The organism is Nonomuraea sp. NPDC050451, from assembly GCF_044458585.1.
Genome location: NZ_JBITHZ010000023.1, coordinates 1 through 17190, shown reverse-complemented (window position 1 = coordinate 17190; position 17190 = coordinate 1). Strand labels below are relative to the sequence as shown.

Below are 17190 nucleotides of genomic sequence, written 5' to 3'. Positions count from 1 at the left end.
AGTCATTCTGTCACCAGAGTCAGCGGGTCGCTCCTGGTCACGCCTGCCGCGTTCGCCAGCTCGGCCACGTACGTGTGCGTCCCCGCCGGCCGTCCGGACAGGACGGTGGCGGCGCTCTGCGCGGCCGGGGTGGCGGCGTCGAGCTGCTGGGTGTCGACGAGAACCCCGTCCTCGTAGAGGCGGTAGGAGATGGCGTTGGTGCCCCACCACATGTTCACGCGGATGGTGTAGTCGCCGTCACCGTCCCAGTTGTCGGAGCTGAGCACCGGTTTGCCGGGGTTCGCGTCGGTCACGACGACCTGCACCGACGTGGTCGCGGTCCGGCCCGCCTGGTTGAGCAGTTCGCCGGTGTAGACGTAGGTGCCGTTGCGGCGGCCGGTGACGGGGACGGCGGCCTTCTGGGCCGACGGCGTCTTCGGGGTGAGGTCGCGCCTGGCGATCTCCTTGCCGTTCTCGTACAGGACGAACACGCTGGCGTCGACGCCGTACCAGAGGTTCATGGTCACGTCGTACGTGCCGTCGTGGAGGCCGTCCTTCCAGCCGCTCGTGGTCGAGAGCGCCGCCCGCGCGGGCGGCGCGGTGGCGCCGTCCTGCGGCAGCTGGGGCTCGGGGCGGGTGACCTTGATCCGGTACGTGGCGTCGGCCGTGCCGTCCTCGGCGACGACCTTGACGGCGACCTCGGTGTCGCCGACCGGGAGCTGGACTGGCGGGGCGGCGGCGCCGCTCGCGACCGGCTGCCCCTGGACCGTGATGGCGGACTTCGGGTTGAGCGCGGTCGGCGTGAACACGACCCGGTCCCCGGGGACGGTCAGGGCGTATTCGAGGACGTCGGGGTCGAAGGCCGGCTCCAGCGTGCCCGCGTCCGGGACGAGGCCGGACAGGGTGGTGTCCTGGGCGAGCGGGCGGCGCCTGATCTGGAGGGTGTGGGTGGCCTCGGTGCCGTCCTCGGCGGTGACCACGATGGGCACCTCGGCCCCGGTCGCGCCCAGCGTGACCTTCCGCGTCGCCTGCGCGCCGGCGGTGCGCTCGCCGGAGATGCTCACCGACCTGGCGAACGGGCTGCGGGCCACGGCGGTCACCTCCACCTCGGTGACCCGGGCGGGCACGTCCAGCACGTCGCCGTCGGGCGCGCCCTGGCTGGTGTCGACGCTGAGCAGGCCCCCGTCGTCACGGGCGAGGCCGACCCCCTGGGCGACCCGGAGGTCGTCGAGGTGGATGCCGCCGTAGTTGGTGCTGTTGGCGTAGTAGTCGATCTGCGCCACGGTGTCCATCGCGGTCCTGAACGCGGCGTTCTCGAGCGCCTTCCGGCCGTCGACGATCAGGTCGAAGCGCTGGTTGACGGTGTCGATCACGGCCTTGACGTGGTACCAGCGGCCCGGCTCGTACGCACCCACCGTGCGCGTGGTCGTGCCCGCGTAGGCGACGATCGTGTTCTTGGTGAAGGCGAGGCTGACGGCGTTCTGGCCGCTCGCGTTCCTGACATAGGGGACGGACCACCAGTGGTTGCCCGAGGTGTAGGGCTGCTCGCTCATGACGCGGGCCTCGACGGTCACGACGCCCTTCAGCGCGAACGTCCGGGAGACGCTGGTGCTGCCGCTGTTGGCGGTGCGGGTGAGCTTCAGGCTCTTGCCGCCCGGCGTCTCGACGACCTCGACGCTCCCGCCCGCGGCGCTCACGGTGAGGCCGTCACCGCTGGTCAGCGGCCCGGCCGGCAGGTCGTCGAAATCGTGTACCGCCACGTAGTCCGGGATCGGGCGGACGAGGAGCAGCGCGCCCGCGTCGGTCGCGGTGGCCGCCTCCACGGTCAGCCCTGACCGGCCGGCCGTCACGTATCCGCCGGACGCGGCCTGGACCAGGTACCCCTCGCCCACAGGCACGTTCTCAATGGTGAAGGCGCCGTCGGGGCCGCTGGTCGAGGTGGCGAGCGCCTGGTCGCCGTCCTTGACGGTGAGCGTGGCGCCGGGCAGCGGGCGGGCGGCCTGGTCGAGCACGCGCCCGGTGACCGAGCCGACCGTGCTGGCCGAGGCCATGGTCAGGCGGACGGTGACGGTGTTGCCGGGGCGCACGTTCACGGTCTCGGTGGCGCTCGCGTAGCCGTTCCTGGCGGCGGTCACCTCGACGCCCTCGGCGAAGGGGAGGTCCCTGATCGCGAAACGGCCGTCGGCTCCGGTGGTCGCGGTCCTGCCCGCCGCCGTCACGGTCGCCCCCGCGACGGGGGCGCCCGAGGGGGTGCGGGCGGTGCCGATGACGGACTCGGTGGTGGCGCCCTGGGCGGTGGTGTACTCGAAGGCGCCGATGTCCGCGCCGCCGTTGTAGAGCGGGGTTCCGGCGTAGTCGCGGCCGCCGTTCCCGGTGATCTCGGCGCCCGCGTCGATCGCGTACGAGCCGGAGGAGACGCGCAGGCCGTGCGCGGTGTCGAGCCTGGGGCCCGACTCCGGCGTGCCGTACGGGCCGGTCGGCGGCGCCTCGGCGAACAGCGGGTCGGCCACCACGGCGTCCGTGTCGCCGTCCGGGACCGCGAGGGCGGCGCCGCCGTACAGGTTGTGGCTGTAGGCGATGGTCGGGCTGGTCGTCAGCGTCGCCGGGCGCGTGGAGTACAGGAGGTTGTTGGAGATGTCGTAGCGGGCCTCGATGTAGGAGCCGTACCCGTAGATGAGGTAGTCGCTCTTGTCGTTGTAGATCGTGTTGTTGTAGACCTTGGCGGTCGCGGCCCGGTCGGAGTGCAGGTAGATCTGGTAGCGGGTGTTGCTCGCGATCACGTTGTTCCTGACCACGGCGTCACCGAACGCGAACTGGCACAGCAGCACGCCGTCGCCGTTGCCGTGCAGGTAGTTGTACTGCACGACCTGCCGGGTGGTGCCCTTGTCCGGGTCGATCCCGTTGGAGTCGGCGCCGCCGGCCTTCTGCTGCGTCTCGTACACCTCGTTGAACTGGAACGTCACGTCGTCGGCGTAGTACGACTCGATGCCCGAGGTGCCCGCGCGGTAGACGACGTTGTGCTCGACGAGCGCGCCCCGGACGTTCGTGATGTACATGCCGTTGCAGCCGTACGCCGTGTCGGCCTGGGTGACGTGGTTGTTCCTGATGACGATGTTCGTGTGCGGGGTGAACTTGGGGTCGTCGGCGTTCTGCCGCGTGCCCCAGCCGGTGGCCGTGGCGATCGTCTCGCCCGCGTCGTTCTTGCCGTCCCCGGTGTACTGCTTGAACACGATCCCGGCGAACGAGGTGTTGGCGACCGTGGAGTTCTGGATGACCACGTCGTTCAGCACGGTCGCCTGGTCCGGCGGCGTGTGGATGTCGGGCACCGTCGTGTCGAACACGATGCCGCCCGTCTTCTTCGAGCCGTCCCACCCGGTCTTGAAGCGCACGCCGGGCGCGTTGTTGTCGGTGCTGCCGCTGATCCAGTTGACCTGGCCGGTGACGTCGTGCACGGCCACGCCGTCGATGACGAAGCCGTCGAGGGTCTGGCTGTTGTCGCCGGAGACGTGGATGCCGCGCAGGTCGCGCAGGTTCTCGCCGGGGGTGCCCGTGGGCGGGACCTCGTTCGTGACCTCCAGGTTGCGGATGGTCCAGAACTCCTGGTTGAACAGCCGGACGGCGTCGCCGACCTGGCCCGCGCCGTCGATGCGGGGCTTGCCGCCCTCACCGTACCTGTCGACGGTGATCGGCGCGCCGCTCTCGCCCGAGCCCTTGGGCCAGAGCTGGCCGGTCCACCGCTGTCCGGCCCGCAGCAGGATGCGGTCGCCCGGGCGGAACGTGGTGTCGTTCACCTTGCCCAGGCTCTTCCAGGGGTGGGCCTGGTCGAGGCCCGAGGCCGAGTCGTCGCCCGCCGCGGCGTCGACGTAGTACGTGGTGCCCGCCGTGACCGTGGTCGTGGCGGCGGCTGTGACGGGCAAGGTGGATGTCAGGATCATGGCAGCGGTCAGCAGTTGGGGGAACATCGCCGGGCTCCTGGGGGGTGATTTCGGCGCGCCCCCTCGGGGGCGCGCCGGTGGGCGATCAGCTCGGTTCTGGGGTGTGGACGATCGGGTGGGCCACGTCGTGCGCGCGGAGGTTGCCGCACATGCCCCACCGGTCGTGCGGCGGGCTCTCCATCAGGGCGGAGCGCCGCAGGTGCGTGCCGTCGCCGCGCTCCAGGGCGTCGAGGATCCCGGCGGTGCGGCGGGTCTCCTCGGCGACCGTGTCCTCCCAGATCGTGCGCCAGGCCGCGGCCTTGGGGCGCACGAGTGCGATGGCGTGGTCGTAGAAGCGGTGCAGCGGGCCGAGGTCGCCTTCGGCGGCGGCGTCGGCGAGCCGCAGGAAACCCTCGACGGCCAGCTCGCGCCGGCGCCGTACGGCCTCCTCGATGTCACGGATCGCACCCGCCGCACTTGGCGCGAGTCCTTCGGGGAGAGAGGAGGACGCGGGTGGCCCCCCGGACGGGGGCGGACCACCGAGCGGCGGCGGCGGTGGCAGGGTGGCGGCCTCGCGGTAACGCTCCGGGTCTGCCACGACCTCCGGCGGGAACGTCATGACCGCGTCCCCGGCCTCGGGCAGGCCCGCGTTCGACATCACGACCACCACCTCCAGGCCCCCGCGGTTGACCGCGCGGTGGATGGTGCCGGGCGTGAACCACACCGTCGTGCCGGCGCTCAGCTCCGTCTCGCGCAGCCCGTTGGCGTCGAGCGTCTGCAGCGTGCCGTGCCCGCCGATGACCACGTACGCCTCCGTCGAAGCCGTGTGCAGGTGCGGCGTGCCGCCCTCCAGGCCGTCGGCGCACGGGCTGCCCGAGTAGACCGACAGGCGGCTGATGGACGTGCCTCCGGGGAAGGTCATGCCAGCGCCGCCCTCCCCTGCTTGGCCAGCAGCTCCGTGCCCTCCTCGCCCCGGTCGCCATCGGCGATCACGACCGCGTACCGGAACCGCAGCGACTGCCCGTCCGGCAGCTCGACCTCCTCGCTGAAGAACGGCGCCGGGCACAGGCAGGCGAAGTCCTCGCTGCGCGCGAACCACTGCGGCGGGTGCTGCGGGTTGTCGGCGGCGTCCACCATGACGATCGTCGAGTGGTCGCCGGTCTCGTCGTGCCGGCCGCGGAAGCCGAACCACTCGGCGCGCGTGCCGCGCAGCTCGTCCCCGCCCGCGCCGGCGGGCGACTGGATGATCCCGCCGGTGAACGAGCGGGGCCCGCGCCAGAAGAGCCCACCGTACCCGGCGTTCTCGCGGCCCTTCGTGGTCGGGGAGCCGAACGCGAGCGTGCCGCCCGACACGTTGGTCATCTCCGTGTCGAACACCAGCGCCCACGTGGCCTCGTCCACGACGTGCGCGGCCAGCGAGCGCCGCTCCTCGATGACCGGGGCGCCGGCCTGCGCGGTCCAGTCGAGCGTGTGCCCGAGCTCGACCCGCTCGGCGGTGGCCGCCAGGGTGGTCATCTCGCGGTGCGTGGCGCTGCCGTTGTTCTCGAGCTGCACGTAGAACCGGCCGTGCACGTACGTCGGCCCGCCCCAGAAGTTGTGCTCCCCGACGTGCGGCAGCGACCAGGCGATGCCCTTGTGCCAGACGTGGTCGTGCGGCCGGAACAGCGACACCGGCCGGCCGCCGAGGGTGCGGATCGGGTGCAGGTACGGCTTGGGCGACTCCAGCACCGGCGTGTCGGGGCTGTAGACGTACGTGAACAGCTCGACGCCGCCGGCCGCGACGGTCACCGACCGGCCGAGCGCGTGGGTGGCCTTCAGGGTCACGGGTTCCTCACCTTTTCCCAAGGGGCGCCCGTGCCGTCCATGCGCTGGGCGAACGGGCTGTCAGCAGTGATCTGTCCGGCTTGTACGCGTTCGCCGGTGAAGGCGGAGGTGTACAGCGCGGCGATGAACTCCATCGTCCGCCGGGTGTCCTCGGCGGTGACCGGCGGCGCCTCACCCCGGTCGAGCGCGTCGAACACGGCGGCGAGCCAGCCGTCGTGGCCGCTCGACGTGGTGGTGCGCCCGTCCGCCCACAGCTCCGACACGCTCTCCTGGCCCGGTGCCGGGGTCACGGTCCAGTCGTCGTCGGTGTAGCCGTACAGGTGCTCCACCTCGACGGTGGCGCGCTCGTAGTCGAAACGGAGCTGGGAGGTCTGCCTCGGGGACACGACGGAGTTCACGATCGTGGCCACGGCGCCGTTCTCGAACGTCACCAGCGCCAGCGACACGTCCTCGGTGTCCACCGGGCGCGCCTGGCGGGCGGCCACGGCCGTGACCTCGCGCCACGGGCCGAGCACCGAGAACAGCAGGTCGAACTGGTGGATGCCGTGTCCCATCGTCGGGCCGCCGCCCTCCGACTCCCACGTGCCGCGCCACGGCACCGCGTAGTACGCCTCGTCGCGGTACCACTGGGTGTTGCAGGTCGCCAGCAGCGGGCGGCCCAGCTCGCCGGCCTCCTGCAGGCGGCGCAGCCGCAGCGCGCCCGCGCCGAAGCGGTGCTGCAGCACGGTCGCGACGTGCGCGGTCGAGCGGCGCTCCGCCTCGATCACCGCGTCGAACTCCGCGAGCGAGAGCGTCGGCGGCTTCTCCACCAGCGCCGTGACCCCGGCCTCCAGGCACGCGATGGCCAGCGGGGCGTGCAGCTGGGGCGGCGTGCACAGGTGGACGAGGTCCACCTGCTCCTCCCGCAGCAGGTCGTCCAGGCTCGCGTGGGTGCTCGGCCCGCCGTACTTCCCGGCGAACTCGCTCGCCCGGCCGGCGTCCACGTCCGCCACCGCCACGAGCTCCGCCCGACCCGACCCGAGCAGGGCCTGCGCGTGCGCGTGGGCGATCGCGCCGGTCCCGACGATCGCGGCCCGGTAGTTCCGTTGACTCAAGATGATGCTCCTATATGGGGGTCTGTCAGGCGCCGTCGATCTCGGCCTGCAGTTCCGTGATGAACGACTTGGCCGCCTGCTCCGGGGTCTCCCGGTCGAACAGCACCTCTTCCGTGTGCCGCTTGATGATGGCTTCGAGATCGCTGGCGCCGTTCGGGGTCACTCTAGGGGCTTGCCCGACTTTGGCGGTGTCCAGGTACTCTGCAGCGGCTTTGTCCGTTTCGGTGAGCTTCGGAGTGATGGCAGCGCGGATCTTCTTGTTCGCGGGGACGCCGCGGTCGGTCAGCAGGATGTCGGCCGCCTCCTGGCTGTTGGCCAGGAAGTCCACGAACAGCGCGGCCTCGGCCGGGTGCTTGCTGCGCGACGAGATCGACCAGTACATCGAGGACTTGAAATACGCGCCGGGCGACTTGGCCTGCGTCTCTCCGGGGAGCCTGAGCAGCTTCAGCTTGGCGCCGCTCGCCGTGGTCAGCGAGCTGAGCTGGGTGTTCCACCAGGTGGCGAAGACCGACGCGTTCGTGGCCGTGCCCGACTGGTCGAGCGAGCCGCCGGCCCGCTCGATGGTGACCGACGGCGACGGCGTGACGCCCTGCTTGGCCAGGTCCTTGATGTAGGTCCAGTACGAGGTCAGCACCTCCGGCGGGACGACGACCTTGCCGTTCTCGTCGAACGGGGCCGCGCCCGCCTGCCTGGCCCAGATGTTGAGCCCGCCCGCGTCGAAGCCCGGCGACTGCACGCCGGTGACCTTGCCGCCGCCCGCCTTCGACACCTCGTCGCCGGCCTTTTTCAGGTCCTCCCACGACCAGGTGTCGTCGTCCGGCAGCTTGATCTTGAACTTGTCGAGGAGGTCGGTGTTGGCGACGATCGCGTACGTGGACAGGCCGACGGGGAGCGCGTACTGCTTGCCCTTGACCACGCCCGTGTCCAGGGCGGACTTGTCGAAGTCGGCGGTCTTGAGATGTCTGCTCGCGGTGCCGAGGTCGAGCAGGGCGCCGCGCTCGGCGTACGAGGAGAGGTAGAGCTCGTCCATCTGGATGACATTTCTTATGTGGGGACAGACAGAAACGGCACTTGTACGCTGTGTATGCGACTTGGGACGCCTGGCGTGGTGTCAGCTTTCGCGGCCCCCGTTCCACCAGAGAGATGGTCCGGGGCCTCCTCGATTGCCTCTTACCGCGCCAACATGCCCAGGCCACAGGAAGCCCGCCGCCTTGGATCGGACCGCACGCAGGACGTGCGTCGCCGCCCGGGGTTGGACGCGGGGGACCAGTGCGCCCAAGACCGTTCGGGGCGTGCCGCTGTGCGGGACCCACTCCTGCCCGGCGCCCAGGAACGGTTACTTGCCGCCGGTCGATGCAGACCGGAGCCAGGGGCACCATGGTCGTGGCGATCATGAACCTCCATGAGGTCGAGACCGTGGCGTCCACGAACGAGCGCAGCGCCACCGGCACCGTGTACATCTCCGGGTCCGTCAGGTAGATGAGCTGGCTGAAGAAGTCGTTCCAGGTCCAGATGAACGTGAAGATCACCGTGGTGGCGAGCGCCGGGAGCATCAGCGGCAGGAACGTGTTCACCCAGTCGAGCTGGGAGAACAGGATGTACTGCGGCACGATGATCACATGGATCGGCAGCATGATGGTGCCGAGCATGATCGCGAACCACAGGCGCTTGCCGGTGAACTCCAGCCTGGCGAACGCGTACGCGGCCATCGAGCAGGACACCAGGTTGCCGATGATGCAGGCCAGCACGAGGATGGCCGAGTTGGCCAGGTAGTGGCCGAACGGGGAGGCCAGCGCGGTCCAGCCGGCGCCGTAGTTCTGGGTGTGGAGCCCGTCGAGGATCAGGCCGGGGCGGCGGAAGATCTCGTTGTCGGGCCTCAGGGAGCTGACCACCATCCACAGCACCGGGTAGAGCATGACCAGTGCGAGGAGGATGAGGGCGGCGTGCTTGACCAGCTTTCGGAGTTCAGTCATCGTAAACGACCCAGAATTTGGCGGCCCAGAAGTTGACGGCGGTGAAGCCGGCGATGATCACCAGGAGCAGCCAGGCGAGCGCCGAGGCGTACCCCATGTCGAAGTTGTGGAACCCGCGTTGATACAGGTAGAGCGTGTAGAAGAGGGTCGAGTCGGACGGCCCGCCGGTGCCGCCCGAGACCACGAACGCCTGCGTGAACGACTGGAACGCGTGGATGATCTGCAGGACCAGGTTGAAGAAGACGATCGGTGACAGGAGCGGGATCGTGATGCTCCTGAACTGCGTCCACTTCCCCGCCCCGTCCGTGGCCGCCGCCTCGTAGTACATCCTCGGGATCTGCCGCAGCCCGGCCAGGAAGATCACCATCGGGGCGCCGAACGTCCACACGTTCAGGATGATCAGCGTCGACAGCGCGGTGTCCGGGTCGGAGATCCAGCCGCGACCCTCGATGCCGAACAGCTGGTTGATCAGGCCGTCGGCGCCGAAGATCTGCCGCCACAGCACCGCGATGGCCACGCTGGAGCCGAGCAGCGACGGCAGGTAGAACGCCGACCGGTAGAACGCCAGCCCGCGCAGCCCCTTGTCGAGCAGCAGCGCCAGCCCCAGGGCGGCGGCCAGCTGCAGCGGGACGGAGACGACGACGTAGACCAGCGTGACGCCGAGCGCCCGGTGGAGGCGGACGTCGGTGAGCATGCGGGCGAAGTTGTCCAGGCCGTTGAAGGTCGGCGGCTGGATGAGGTTGTAGTCGGTGAAGCCCAGCACGAAGGAGGCCACGATCGGGCCGGCCGTGATGAGCACGAGGCCGGCGAACCAGGGGGCCAGAAACGCGAAGGCGGCCTTGTTGTCCCGCTTGCCGCCGCCGCCGAGGGGTCCGCGGCTGCCCTTGCGCATGCGCTGGAGCTCGCCGAGAGCACTCACACGTGACCTCCTGGGTTGCTGGAAAACGTATTCCGTTGGAAAACGTATTCCGCAGTTTGCACGCGCGTTACCTACGCGTCAAGGGTGTTACCGCCCGACTACAGCGCCCGAGCCCGCCCGGTGCGCCGCCCCGTTCACCACCGCCATCGAGCGCTCGCGGACCCGACAGCGCCCATCGCCGTCGCCACCGCCATCGAGCGGCATCTTCGGCTCGGCGGTCCCGCAAAACCCCAGCAGCACCGCCACCGCCACCGAACCCGGAAGCGGGCGTGCCGAAGGGAGGGGTTATTTCCTTGGGCGGGTGCTTTCGCGCACGATCAGCCGCCCTTCCAACGTGAGCCGCCGCCCCCCACCCGCATTCCCCAATGCGAAACGGATCGCCTCCACCCCCGCCTGTGCCAGCGGAAGCGCGACAGTCGTCAATCGCGGCGTCACATCCCCGGCGAGCGGAATATCGTCGATGCCCGTCACGGAAACGTCCTCGGGAACGGCCAGCCCGGCGGCGCGAAATCCCGACATCGCCCCGACGGCGACGGTGTCGTTGACCGCGAGAACCGCGTCCGTGCCGGACATCCCCTCCCCCGCCAGCCGCCGCGCCGCGTCGAATCCGCCCTGGCGGCTGACTTCGCAATAAACGACCCGGATATCCCGCTCGTCAAGGCCCCCGGCGCGAAGTCCGTCCATGAAGCCGGCCGTACGCGAGCCCATGTTCTGAAGCTCGCGAGCGCCGCCGAATATCGCCACCCGCCGATGCCCGGTTTCCGCCACGAATGCGCCCACCGAGCGCCCGGCCGCGAAATCGTCGAATCCGATCGCGTCGAAAGTCATGTCCGTCTCGCCGACGATGACGACCCGGCCGCCCTCGCGTTCGTACGAACCGAGCTCCTTGAGCAGCCGCCCGCCCAGCGTGTTCGCCATGAACCGGCTGGAGGTCAGCACCAGCGCGCGCGGCCGCAGCGAGCGCAGCACCCGGACCGTCTCGAGCTGCCGCTCGACCGCGCCCATGGTGGACGAGACGGTGACGAACGCGCCGGCCGTACGGGCTTCGCGCTCCATCGCGGCCACGACCACGGCCATGGACGGCGTCGTGAGGTCGTCGGCGACGAGCGCGATCGAGTCGCTCGCCCGGCGCATCGCCCTGGCCGAGGCGTCCACCGTGTAGCGCAGGGCCGCCGCCGCGGCCAGCACGCGGGCCTCGTTCTCGGGCGCCACCTTACGCGTGCTGCCGCCCAGGACCCTGGACGCGGTGGAGATCGAGACTCCGGCCGCCGCGGCCACGTCGTGCAGCGTGACCGTGGGCCTCGCCGCATGGGGCATCCGCAGTGTCCTTTCCGACGGTGAACAGGCCGGCTTAGAAGAGTACCCGTACCGGATCCGCGGGCCTGCTCACCCGCCAGGCACATCATCCGTAAGGCCGAGAGTGTCATGGGTTCGGGATGACCGGTGTCATGGGGACCCGGTGACACAGCGGACTAACCTCGCAGGCCCGGCTCAATCATGCTGACGGCCATGACATCCCTCCGATTCAGGACACTGCTATCGACCGTGGGCCGTGCCAGGCGGCTGGCCCTCGCGACCGGGCTGGGGGCCGTGCTCACCGCGGCGGCCCTCACCGCACCGGCCGCCGCGCAGACGACGAGCGCCACCGGGACGAGCCAGGACGGCGGGCTCGACCGGCAGGCGCTCCGGAAGTCCCTGGACGCCGTCCACGAGGCGGGCATGTACGGCATCTACTCGCAGGTTCGCGACCAGGGTCAGACCTGGCAGGGCGCGTCCGGCGTGGCCGATGTCGACACGCGCCGCCCCGTACGGCCCGACATGGTGCACCGGGTCGGCAGCATCACCAAGACGTTCGTCTCGGTGGCCGTCCTCCAGCAGGTGGAACGCGGCGTCATAGACCTGGACGCCCCCATCGGCCGTTACCTCCCCGAGCTCGTCCCCGGCGACCGTGGTCAGCGGATCACCGTACGGATGCTGCTCAACCACACCAGCCACATCGGCGACTACGTCGGCCCGGCGTTCCCGTCGCTGCTGGAGGGCTCGGCCAAGAGCCTGGACGACTACCGCTTCCGCACGATCACCCCGAAGGAACTGGTCGGGCTGGGCCTGGCCGCCGCCCCGACCGGCGAGCCCGGAGCGACGCCCGGGTCGTACTCGAACACCAACTACATCCTGGCCGGCCTGCTCCTGGAGAAGGTGACGGGCTCGGACGCCGAGCGGTACATCACCCGCAGCGTCATCCGCAAGGCGGGCCTGCGGCACACGTCGTTCCCGCGCACCCCGTTCATCCCGGGCCCGCACTCCAAGGCGTACGAGTCGCTGTTCGGCCTGATCGACCCGCCGCGCGACTACAGCGTCTACAACATGTCGTGGGGCGGCACGGCAGGCGCGATCGTGTCCACGATGGACGATCTCAACCGCTTCTACCGCGCGCTGCTGCGCGGCGAGCTGGTCGGCGCCGCGCAGGTCGCCGAGATGCAGAAGACGGTGCCGGTGCTGGTCGGCGGGGCCTCGATCGACTACGGCCTCGGAATCTACTCGGTCGACACGCCATGCGGCCGCTTCTGGGGGCACAGCGGGGGCGTGTTCGGGATGAGCACGGAGTCGCTGTCCAGCCCGGACGGCAACCGCCAGCTGTCGTACGGGGTGAACCGCACGAAGTACCAGCAGATCGACGAGAACGGCCAGATCGTTCTGAGCCCGATCGACTACGCGATCGGCGAGCACGGGCTCCTGGCTTTGTGCGGGACCACAGCCGTCCAGGCCAAGACCTCCCGGTTCCCGCTCATCCCGCTCCCGTTGGACATGGTTCCTGCCGCTACCAAGTGATCGCCGGACAGGTGTGCTGTCAATCACGCTCGTAGTGCGGATTTGTCCACAGTTGATCGCTTCGGGTCTCCGTAATGTCCCTGCTGCCGGGATCAACCGGCGCACGACAAACGGGGAGGAACCCAATGCGTAAGACCCTTGCGATCGCCGCTCTGGCCGGCTCGATGGCCGTCACCGGCCTCGCCGTGAGCCCGGCCACCGCCCAGGCGGCCACCGCCACCACCGCCGCCACCACCTCGACGGGGACGAGCTGGGGGAAGTTCTTCTCCAGTGACCGCAAGGCCTACACGTTCGGCAAGACGTGGAAGAGCGGCCACGTGGTCCACACGAAGTGGTACGGCGTGGACAAGGTCGGCGGGAAGAAGGGCTGGGTGTGGTTCGAGTACTACCAGAACGGCAGCTGGCACAAGTTCAACCGCTCGTTCGACGGCAAGGTGGTCGGGAGCTGGACCGGCAAGGGGATCAAGAAGGTCTACACCTTCACCTGCTGGGCCGGCAAGTTCGACAACTGCGGCCGCAAGTACCGCATCTACTAAGCCTCCTGACCCGCTTCCAAACGGCGATCCCCAGGCCCGGCGCCCCGCGCGCCGGGCCTTTTCCCGCCCGCCCGTGCAAGACGGCGACCCCCAGGCCCGGCGCCTCTCGCGCCGGGCTTTTTCTTGCCCGCCCGCGCATCAGTGGGGCCCACCGCCTCGTCGCTCAACGGGCGGGCGCTCCGTTGGGAGACTACCGGCAGCGGGGCTTACTTCGGGGGGCGGTCCTTGGTCCACCGCTGGTCAGAGGGACCGCGCCAACTCGGCTGCCCGTGCCAGGTGCTCGGCCTTGACCGCGGCCCAGGGCTCAGGCTCGCCGGAGCTCTCGCCATTGCGCAGCACCGAACCACCGAACACGACGAACTCGCTCGACCGCGCCCGCCCGCCGATGCGGTCGGTCAGCATGGTCGTCCTCATCGCCTGATGGCAACCCGACGCGTCGAGCTCGGCGACGCTGTACCCGGCCGTGCACAGGACGAGCGCCTGCCGGGCCGCGCGCAGGCTTGCGGGCTTGTACGCGAACCCCGTCGTCCACACGCGGTCGAACCAGCCCTTGAGCCGGGCCGGGCAGTCCGTCCACCACACGGGGTAGATGAACGCCCACACGTCGGCGGCGTTGAGCTTGGCCTGCTCAGCCGCGACGTCATCGGGAACGCGCGCGTCAGCGCGATAGCCGGATTCGCGCTCGTACTCCTCGAGCGTGAGTTCCGAGCGAAAGTCCATCGCGTAGAGGTCCGAGACCGTGCGCGCGTGGCCGGCGTCGTCGAGCCCGCCCAGGAACGCGTCGAGAACCTCGCGCGTGAAGCTTCGCTCACTCGGATGCGCGTAGATGATGTGGACGTGTGTCACGCTCCCATTCTCGTGGGCTCACGAAGTTCCCAGATCGTCGTTCATCGGCCCGTCACCCGGCGAGGGCCCCTCGGAGGAACTCGGTGATCTCCGCCCGCGCGGCCTTTGCCTGCGGCACCACGCCCGGCATGCTGAGGAACGCGTGCGTCGCCCCGGGATACTCGGTGAGCCGCGCGGGCGTCCCGGCCGCCCGCAGTCGTCCGGCGTAACAGCGGCCGTGGTCGGCCACCGGGTCGATGGTCGGCACCACGAGCAGTGCCGGGGCCAGCCCGCTCAGGTCGTCGGCGTACACCGGCGACACCGTACGGGGATCCGTCCCCGGTGGAACGGCGAGCCGCTGGAACAGCCGCATCTGCGCCATGGTGAGGGTCGGGCTGTCGGCGTGCCGGCTCATCGAGACGTGGTCGAACCCAGTCGAGGTCAAGTCGACAGGGGTGTTGACCAGCACCTGAGCCCGCAGGGGCAGGCCGTACTGCCTGGCCCGGATCGCGGCCAGGGCGGTGACCATCGACCCGGTGCTCTCACCGAAGACGGCGACCCGTGCCGGGTCGACTCCCCACTGCGCGGCGTGCCGCACCACGTGCCGGAGCACGTCCCAGCCGTCGTCGACGACCGTCGACAGCGGGGTCTCCTGGTCGAGGAGGCGGTGCTCGACCGAGACGACGACCGCGGGCAGCCGCGCGGCGAGGTGGCTGTTGACCCAGTCGCTCTGCACCGCCGTACCCACGAACCCACCTCCGTGTACGTGGAGCACGAGCGGCAGCCCGGCACCGTCACCGCCGCGCCCGGGAGAGGGCCGGTACACCCGTACCCGGAGCCTGCGGTCGTGCAGCGCCACCTCCTGCCACTGGATCGTGGCGCCACGGTCCGGAAACCCGGTGATCAACCGCGCCAGCCGGGACGACCGCTTGCGGTTCACCGCGTCGCGCAAGGTGACCAGTTCCTCGGCCGTCATCGCCAACCAGTCCGGCTCCTTTCCCAGGGCGTGCATCAACCGGATGCCCAACGGCGGCCGCTCGCTCATGTGTCCTCCCCAGCCCACAGTTTCGCTACCTCAAGTATCGATACCAAGAGTAGCGCAATAGGCCATCGTGTGGGCATGACCGAGCGGCCGCATCCGCCAGCCCTCGTTACGGGAGCTCCGGTGTCATGACGTGGTCTGCGCCGCGACGCTGAGCACGGACCACGAGCCCGGCCAGGCGCGCCACCGTGGAGCCGGGTCATGGGTGACCGGGAACTGCCGGTGCGGATCTCCGCCGCGGCAGGGATCACGAAGACGACGATCCACCGTCACCGGACTTCGAAGGGGCGCGCCTCCTCGACATGTTCGGCCCGGCGCCGTTGGGGGCACCAGTCGCGCCGAGCTCATGTCGTCGGCCGACCGCTGGATCGCGACGAAGATCGACGAGCCCGGGATAGGCGACGCGTTCGCAGGCGTGTCCAGCGACCCGGCCCCGCGCAAGGTGTTGTCCACCCGGTTGCAGGGCCCGTACCGGCCCGCGCTCGGCGAGTTGGAGAACCGGGTCCTGCTCTTCATCGACGTCCTCGTCGGAACCTTGCTCCACCGGATGGGCATGACCGGCGAGCCGACGCCGCACTGGTCGAGACGGTCCTGCTGTACTTCGCCGATGGATGACGGGTAACGACTGATCGATCAGTTACGCGGTCAATCAGCTGGGCTGGTCTTTTTGGCAGGGTGGGTGTGGGCGGCCCAGCCGCTCCTTGGGTTGTCAGGTGTTCAGGGCGGCTTTGAGGACTTCGATGGCCTGGGCGGTGGCGGCTCGCTGGGCGTGGGTGTCGCGCAGCGGGTTGAGCATCATGAAGTCGTGCAGGGTGCCGTTGTAGCGGACGCTGGTGGTCGGTACGCCGGCCTCGATGAGGCGGCGGGCGTAGGCCTCGCCCTCGTCGCGCAGCACGTCGTACTCGTCGACGATCACGTACGCGGGCGGCAGCCCCGCCAGGTCCTCCAGGGTGGCGCGGAGCGGGGAGGCGGTGATCTCGGCTCGCTGGGCGGGGTCGGTGGTGTAGGCGTCCCAGAACCAGGCCATCGCCTTGGCGGTCAGGTACGGGCCGTCGGCGAACTCGCGGTAGCTGGCGGTGTCCTGCGCGGCGTCGGTGACCGGGTAGTACAGCGACTGGTGCACGAACGTCACGTCGCCGCGCTGCTTGGCCATGATGGTCAGGGCGGCGGTCATGTTGCCGCCGACCGAGTCGCCGGCCACCGCCAGCCGGGAAGCGTCCAGGCCCTCGTCCGCGCCGTGCTTCGTGATCCACTGGGCGGTGGCGTACGCCTGCTCGATCGCCACCGGGTAGCGGGCCTCGGGCGAGCGGTCGTACTCCACGAAGACCACCGCGGCGCTCGCCCCGACGGCGAGCTCGCGCACCAGCCGGTCGTGGGTGCCGGCGTTGCCGATGACCCAGCCGCCGCCATGCACGTAGAGCACGACCGGCAGTACGCCCGACGCGCCCGCCGGCTTGACGATCCGGACCCGCACCTCGCCGGCCTCGGCCGGCACCGTGATCCACTTGTCGTCGATCTCGGGCTTGGGAACCGGGGCGGCCTGGAGGTCGTCCAGCACCTTGCGGGCGCCGTCGGGGCCCAGCTCGTACAGGAACGGGGGCGTGGAGGTGGCGTCGGCGAGCGCCTGCGCCGCCGGCTCCATGATGGGCTTGCTCATAACGTTCTTCCTTTGCTCATGGCGAGTCGGGCGGCCGGCGGATGTGCCGGCTGCCTCGGTCGGGTGGATGGGGTCTTCCCGGCGGTCGCTCTCCCTGGGCGGGGCGCCGCCGCGCCTTCACCGGCGCTGTTCGGGCGCCACGTATTCGAAGGTGGGGCCGGCCGTGGTGCCGTCTTCGTCGGGCATCCGCATCAGGGCCTGGGCCTGGCCCTTGAGCGCGTACATGGTGCCGGTGGCGGCCCAGAGCTGCTTCGGGTCGCCGTTGAAGGCCTGCTCGAGCCGGCTCAGGAGGGTGCAGTAGGTGTGGTTGAACTCCTCCTGGGCCGTGCGGATCGCGCTGCCCGGGGCGTGGTCGGACAGGCGCGGGTTGCGCCGCATCGGGGGTATGCCGGTCAGGTTCACCTGGATGGCCTCGCCGGTGGGCCCGGACTCGGGGGTGTCGCCGCGCTGGTAGCGGCGGCCGAGTTTGAGCTCTTGGAAGCGGTAGTAATGGCCGACCTCTTCGCGTTCGGGGTGGAAGACGTCCTGGTCGCCGTCCCAGACGCCGCCGCGGGCGGTGCCCTCGCCCTGCTCGACGATCTCCTCCAGCGCCGCCAGC

Annotated in this window: 14 protein-coding genes and 1 pseudogene; 3 read left to right on the top strand and 12 right to left on the bottom strand. The window is 70.2% G+C overall.

Features of this window, described 5'->3' with window-relative positions; translation table 11 throughout:
• Positions 1 to 2 precede the first annotated feature (2 nt).
• The 8 genes and pseudogenes from ACIBI9_RS44420 to ACIBI9_RS44385 all read right to left on the bottom strand — a co-directional run bounded on the left by ACIBI9_RS44420 (position 3) and on the right by ACIBI9_RS44385 (position 10981).
• The gene (locus ACIBI9_RS44420; RefSeq protein ID WP_397231934.1) at positions 3 to 3941 is read right to left on the bottom strand and encodes a carboxypeptidase regulatory-like domain-containing protein; all 3939 of its coding nucleotides are present in this window, start codon (positions 3939 to 3941) and stop codon (positions 3 to 5) included.
• Between the two features lie 58 nt (positions 3942 to 3999).
• Positions 4000 to 4815 carry a cupin domain-containing protein gene (locus ACIBI9_RS44415; protein WP_397231932.1) on the bottom strand — a complete coding sequence of 272 codons (816 nt, stop codon included), beginning with the start codon at positions 4813 to 4815 and terminating at the stop codon, positions 4000 to 4002.
• The gene (locus ACIBI9_RS44410; protein ID WP_397231930.1) at positions 4812 to 5717 is read right to left on the bottom strand and encodes a PmoA family protein; all 906 of its coding nucleotides are present in this window, start codon (positions 5715 to 5717) and stop codon (positions 4812 to 4814) included. Before ACIBI9_RS44410 ends, ACIBI9_RS44415 begins: the two co-directional genes overlap by 4 nt.
• Positions 5714 to 6811 (bottom strand): Gfo/Idh/MocA family protein, encoded by a 1098-nt coding sequence (locus ACIBI9_RS44405; protein ID WP_397231928.1) that lies wholly within the window; start codon positions 6809 to 6811, stop codon positions 5714 to 5716. The genes ACIBI9_RS44410 and ACIBI9_RS44405 overlap by 4 nt, the downstream gene beginning before the upstream one ends.
• Positions 6812 to 6836: 25 nt before the next feature.
• Positions 6837 to 7841 carry an ABC transporter substrate-binding protein gene (locus tag ACIBI9_RS44400; protein WP_397231926.1) on the bottom strand — a complete coding sequence of 335 codons (1005 nt, stop codon included), beginning with the start codon at positions 7839 to 7841 and terminating at the stop codon, positions 6837 to 6839.
• Positions 7842 to 8169: 328 nt separating this feature from the next.
• Positions 8170 to 8784 (bottom strand): annotated as a pseudogene (locus tag ACIBI9_RS44395) (carbohydrate ABC transporter permease); the annotation flags it as partial.
• Positions 8777 to 9676, bottom strand: a complete 900-nt coding sequence (locus ACIBI9_RS44390; RefSeq protein WP_397232218.1) for a carbohydrate ABC transporter permease — start codon at positions 9674 to 9676, stop codon at positions 8777 to 8779. The gene ACIBI9_RS44390 and the pseudogene ACIBI9_RS44395, both read right to left, overlap by 8 nt.
• A 312-nt stretch (positions 9677 to 9988) precedes the next feature.
• Positions 9989 to 10981: a LacI family DNA-binding transcriptional regulator gene (locus ACIBI9_RS44385; protein ID WP_397231924.1), complete on the bottom strand. Its 993-nt coding sequence runs from the start codon at positions 10979 to 10981 to the stop codon at positions 9989 to 9991.
• A 231-nt stretch (positions 10982 to 11212) separates the two neighbouring features.
• Here ACIBI9_RS44385 and ACIBI9_RS44380 point away from each other — a divergent pair, with 231 nt between their 5' ends.
• Both ACIBI9_RS44380 and ACIBI9_RS44375 read left to right on the top strand, forming a co-directional pair.
• Positions 11213 to 12532 carry a serine hydrolase domain-containing protein gene (locus ACIBI9_RS44380; protein WP_397231922.1) on the top strand — a complete coding sequence of 440 codons (1320 nt, stop codon included), beginning with the start codon at positions 11213 to 11215 and terminating at the stop codon, positions 12530 to 12532.
• A gap of 125 nt (positions 12533 to 12657) precedes the next feature.
• A complete protein-coding gene (locus ACIBI9_RS44375) occupies positions 12658 to 13068 on the top strand; it encodes a hypothetical protein (protein ID WP_397231920.1) in 411 nt (136 codons plus the stop codon).
• A gap of 240 nt (positions 13069 to 13308) precedes the next feature.
• Here the strand turns inward: ACIBI9_RS44375 and ACIBI9_RS44370 are convergent, their stop codons facing one another.
• Complete coding sequence (locus tag ACIBI9_RS44370) at positions 13309 to 13914, bottom strand: NAD(P)H-dependent oxidoreductase (protein ID WP_397231918.1); 606 nt, start codon at positions 13912 to 13914, stop codon at positions 13309 to 13311.
• Between the two features lie 52 nt (positions 13915 to 13966).
• Entirely contained in the window at positions 13967 to 14938 is a 972-nt protein-coding gene (locus ACIBI9_RS44365; RefSeq protein ID WP_397231916.1) for an alpha/beta hydrolase, read from the bottom strand.
• 343 nt (positions 14939 to 15281) lie between these two features.
• Between ACIBI9_RS44365 and ACIBI9_RS44360 the strand changes: the two genes are divergently transcribed.
• A complete protein-coding gene (locus tag ACIBI9_RS44360; RefSeq protein ID WP_397231914.1) occupies positions 15282 to 15557 on the top strand; it encodes a hypothetical protein in 276 nt (91 codons plus the stop codon).
• 87 nt (positions 15558 to 15644) lie between these two features.
• On the opposite strand, the gene ACIBI9_RS44355 is transcribed toward ACIBI9_RS44360, so the two are convergent.
• The gene (locus tag ACIBI9_RS44355; RefSeq protein WP_397231912.1) at positions 15645 to 16592 is read right to left on the bottom strand and encodes an alpha/beta hydrolase; all 948 of its coding nucleotides are present in this window, start codon (positions 16590 to 16592) and stop codon (positions 15645 to 15647) included.
• 117 nt (positions 16593 to 16709) lie between these two features.
• Positions 16710 to 17190, bottom strand: a 481-nt coding sequence (locus ACIBI9_RS44350) for a ferritin-like domain-containing protein (protein ID WP_397231910.1), incomplete at its 5' end; no start/stop codon positions are given.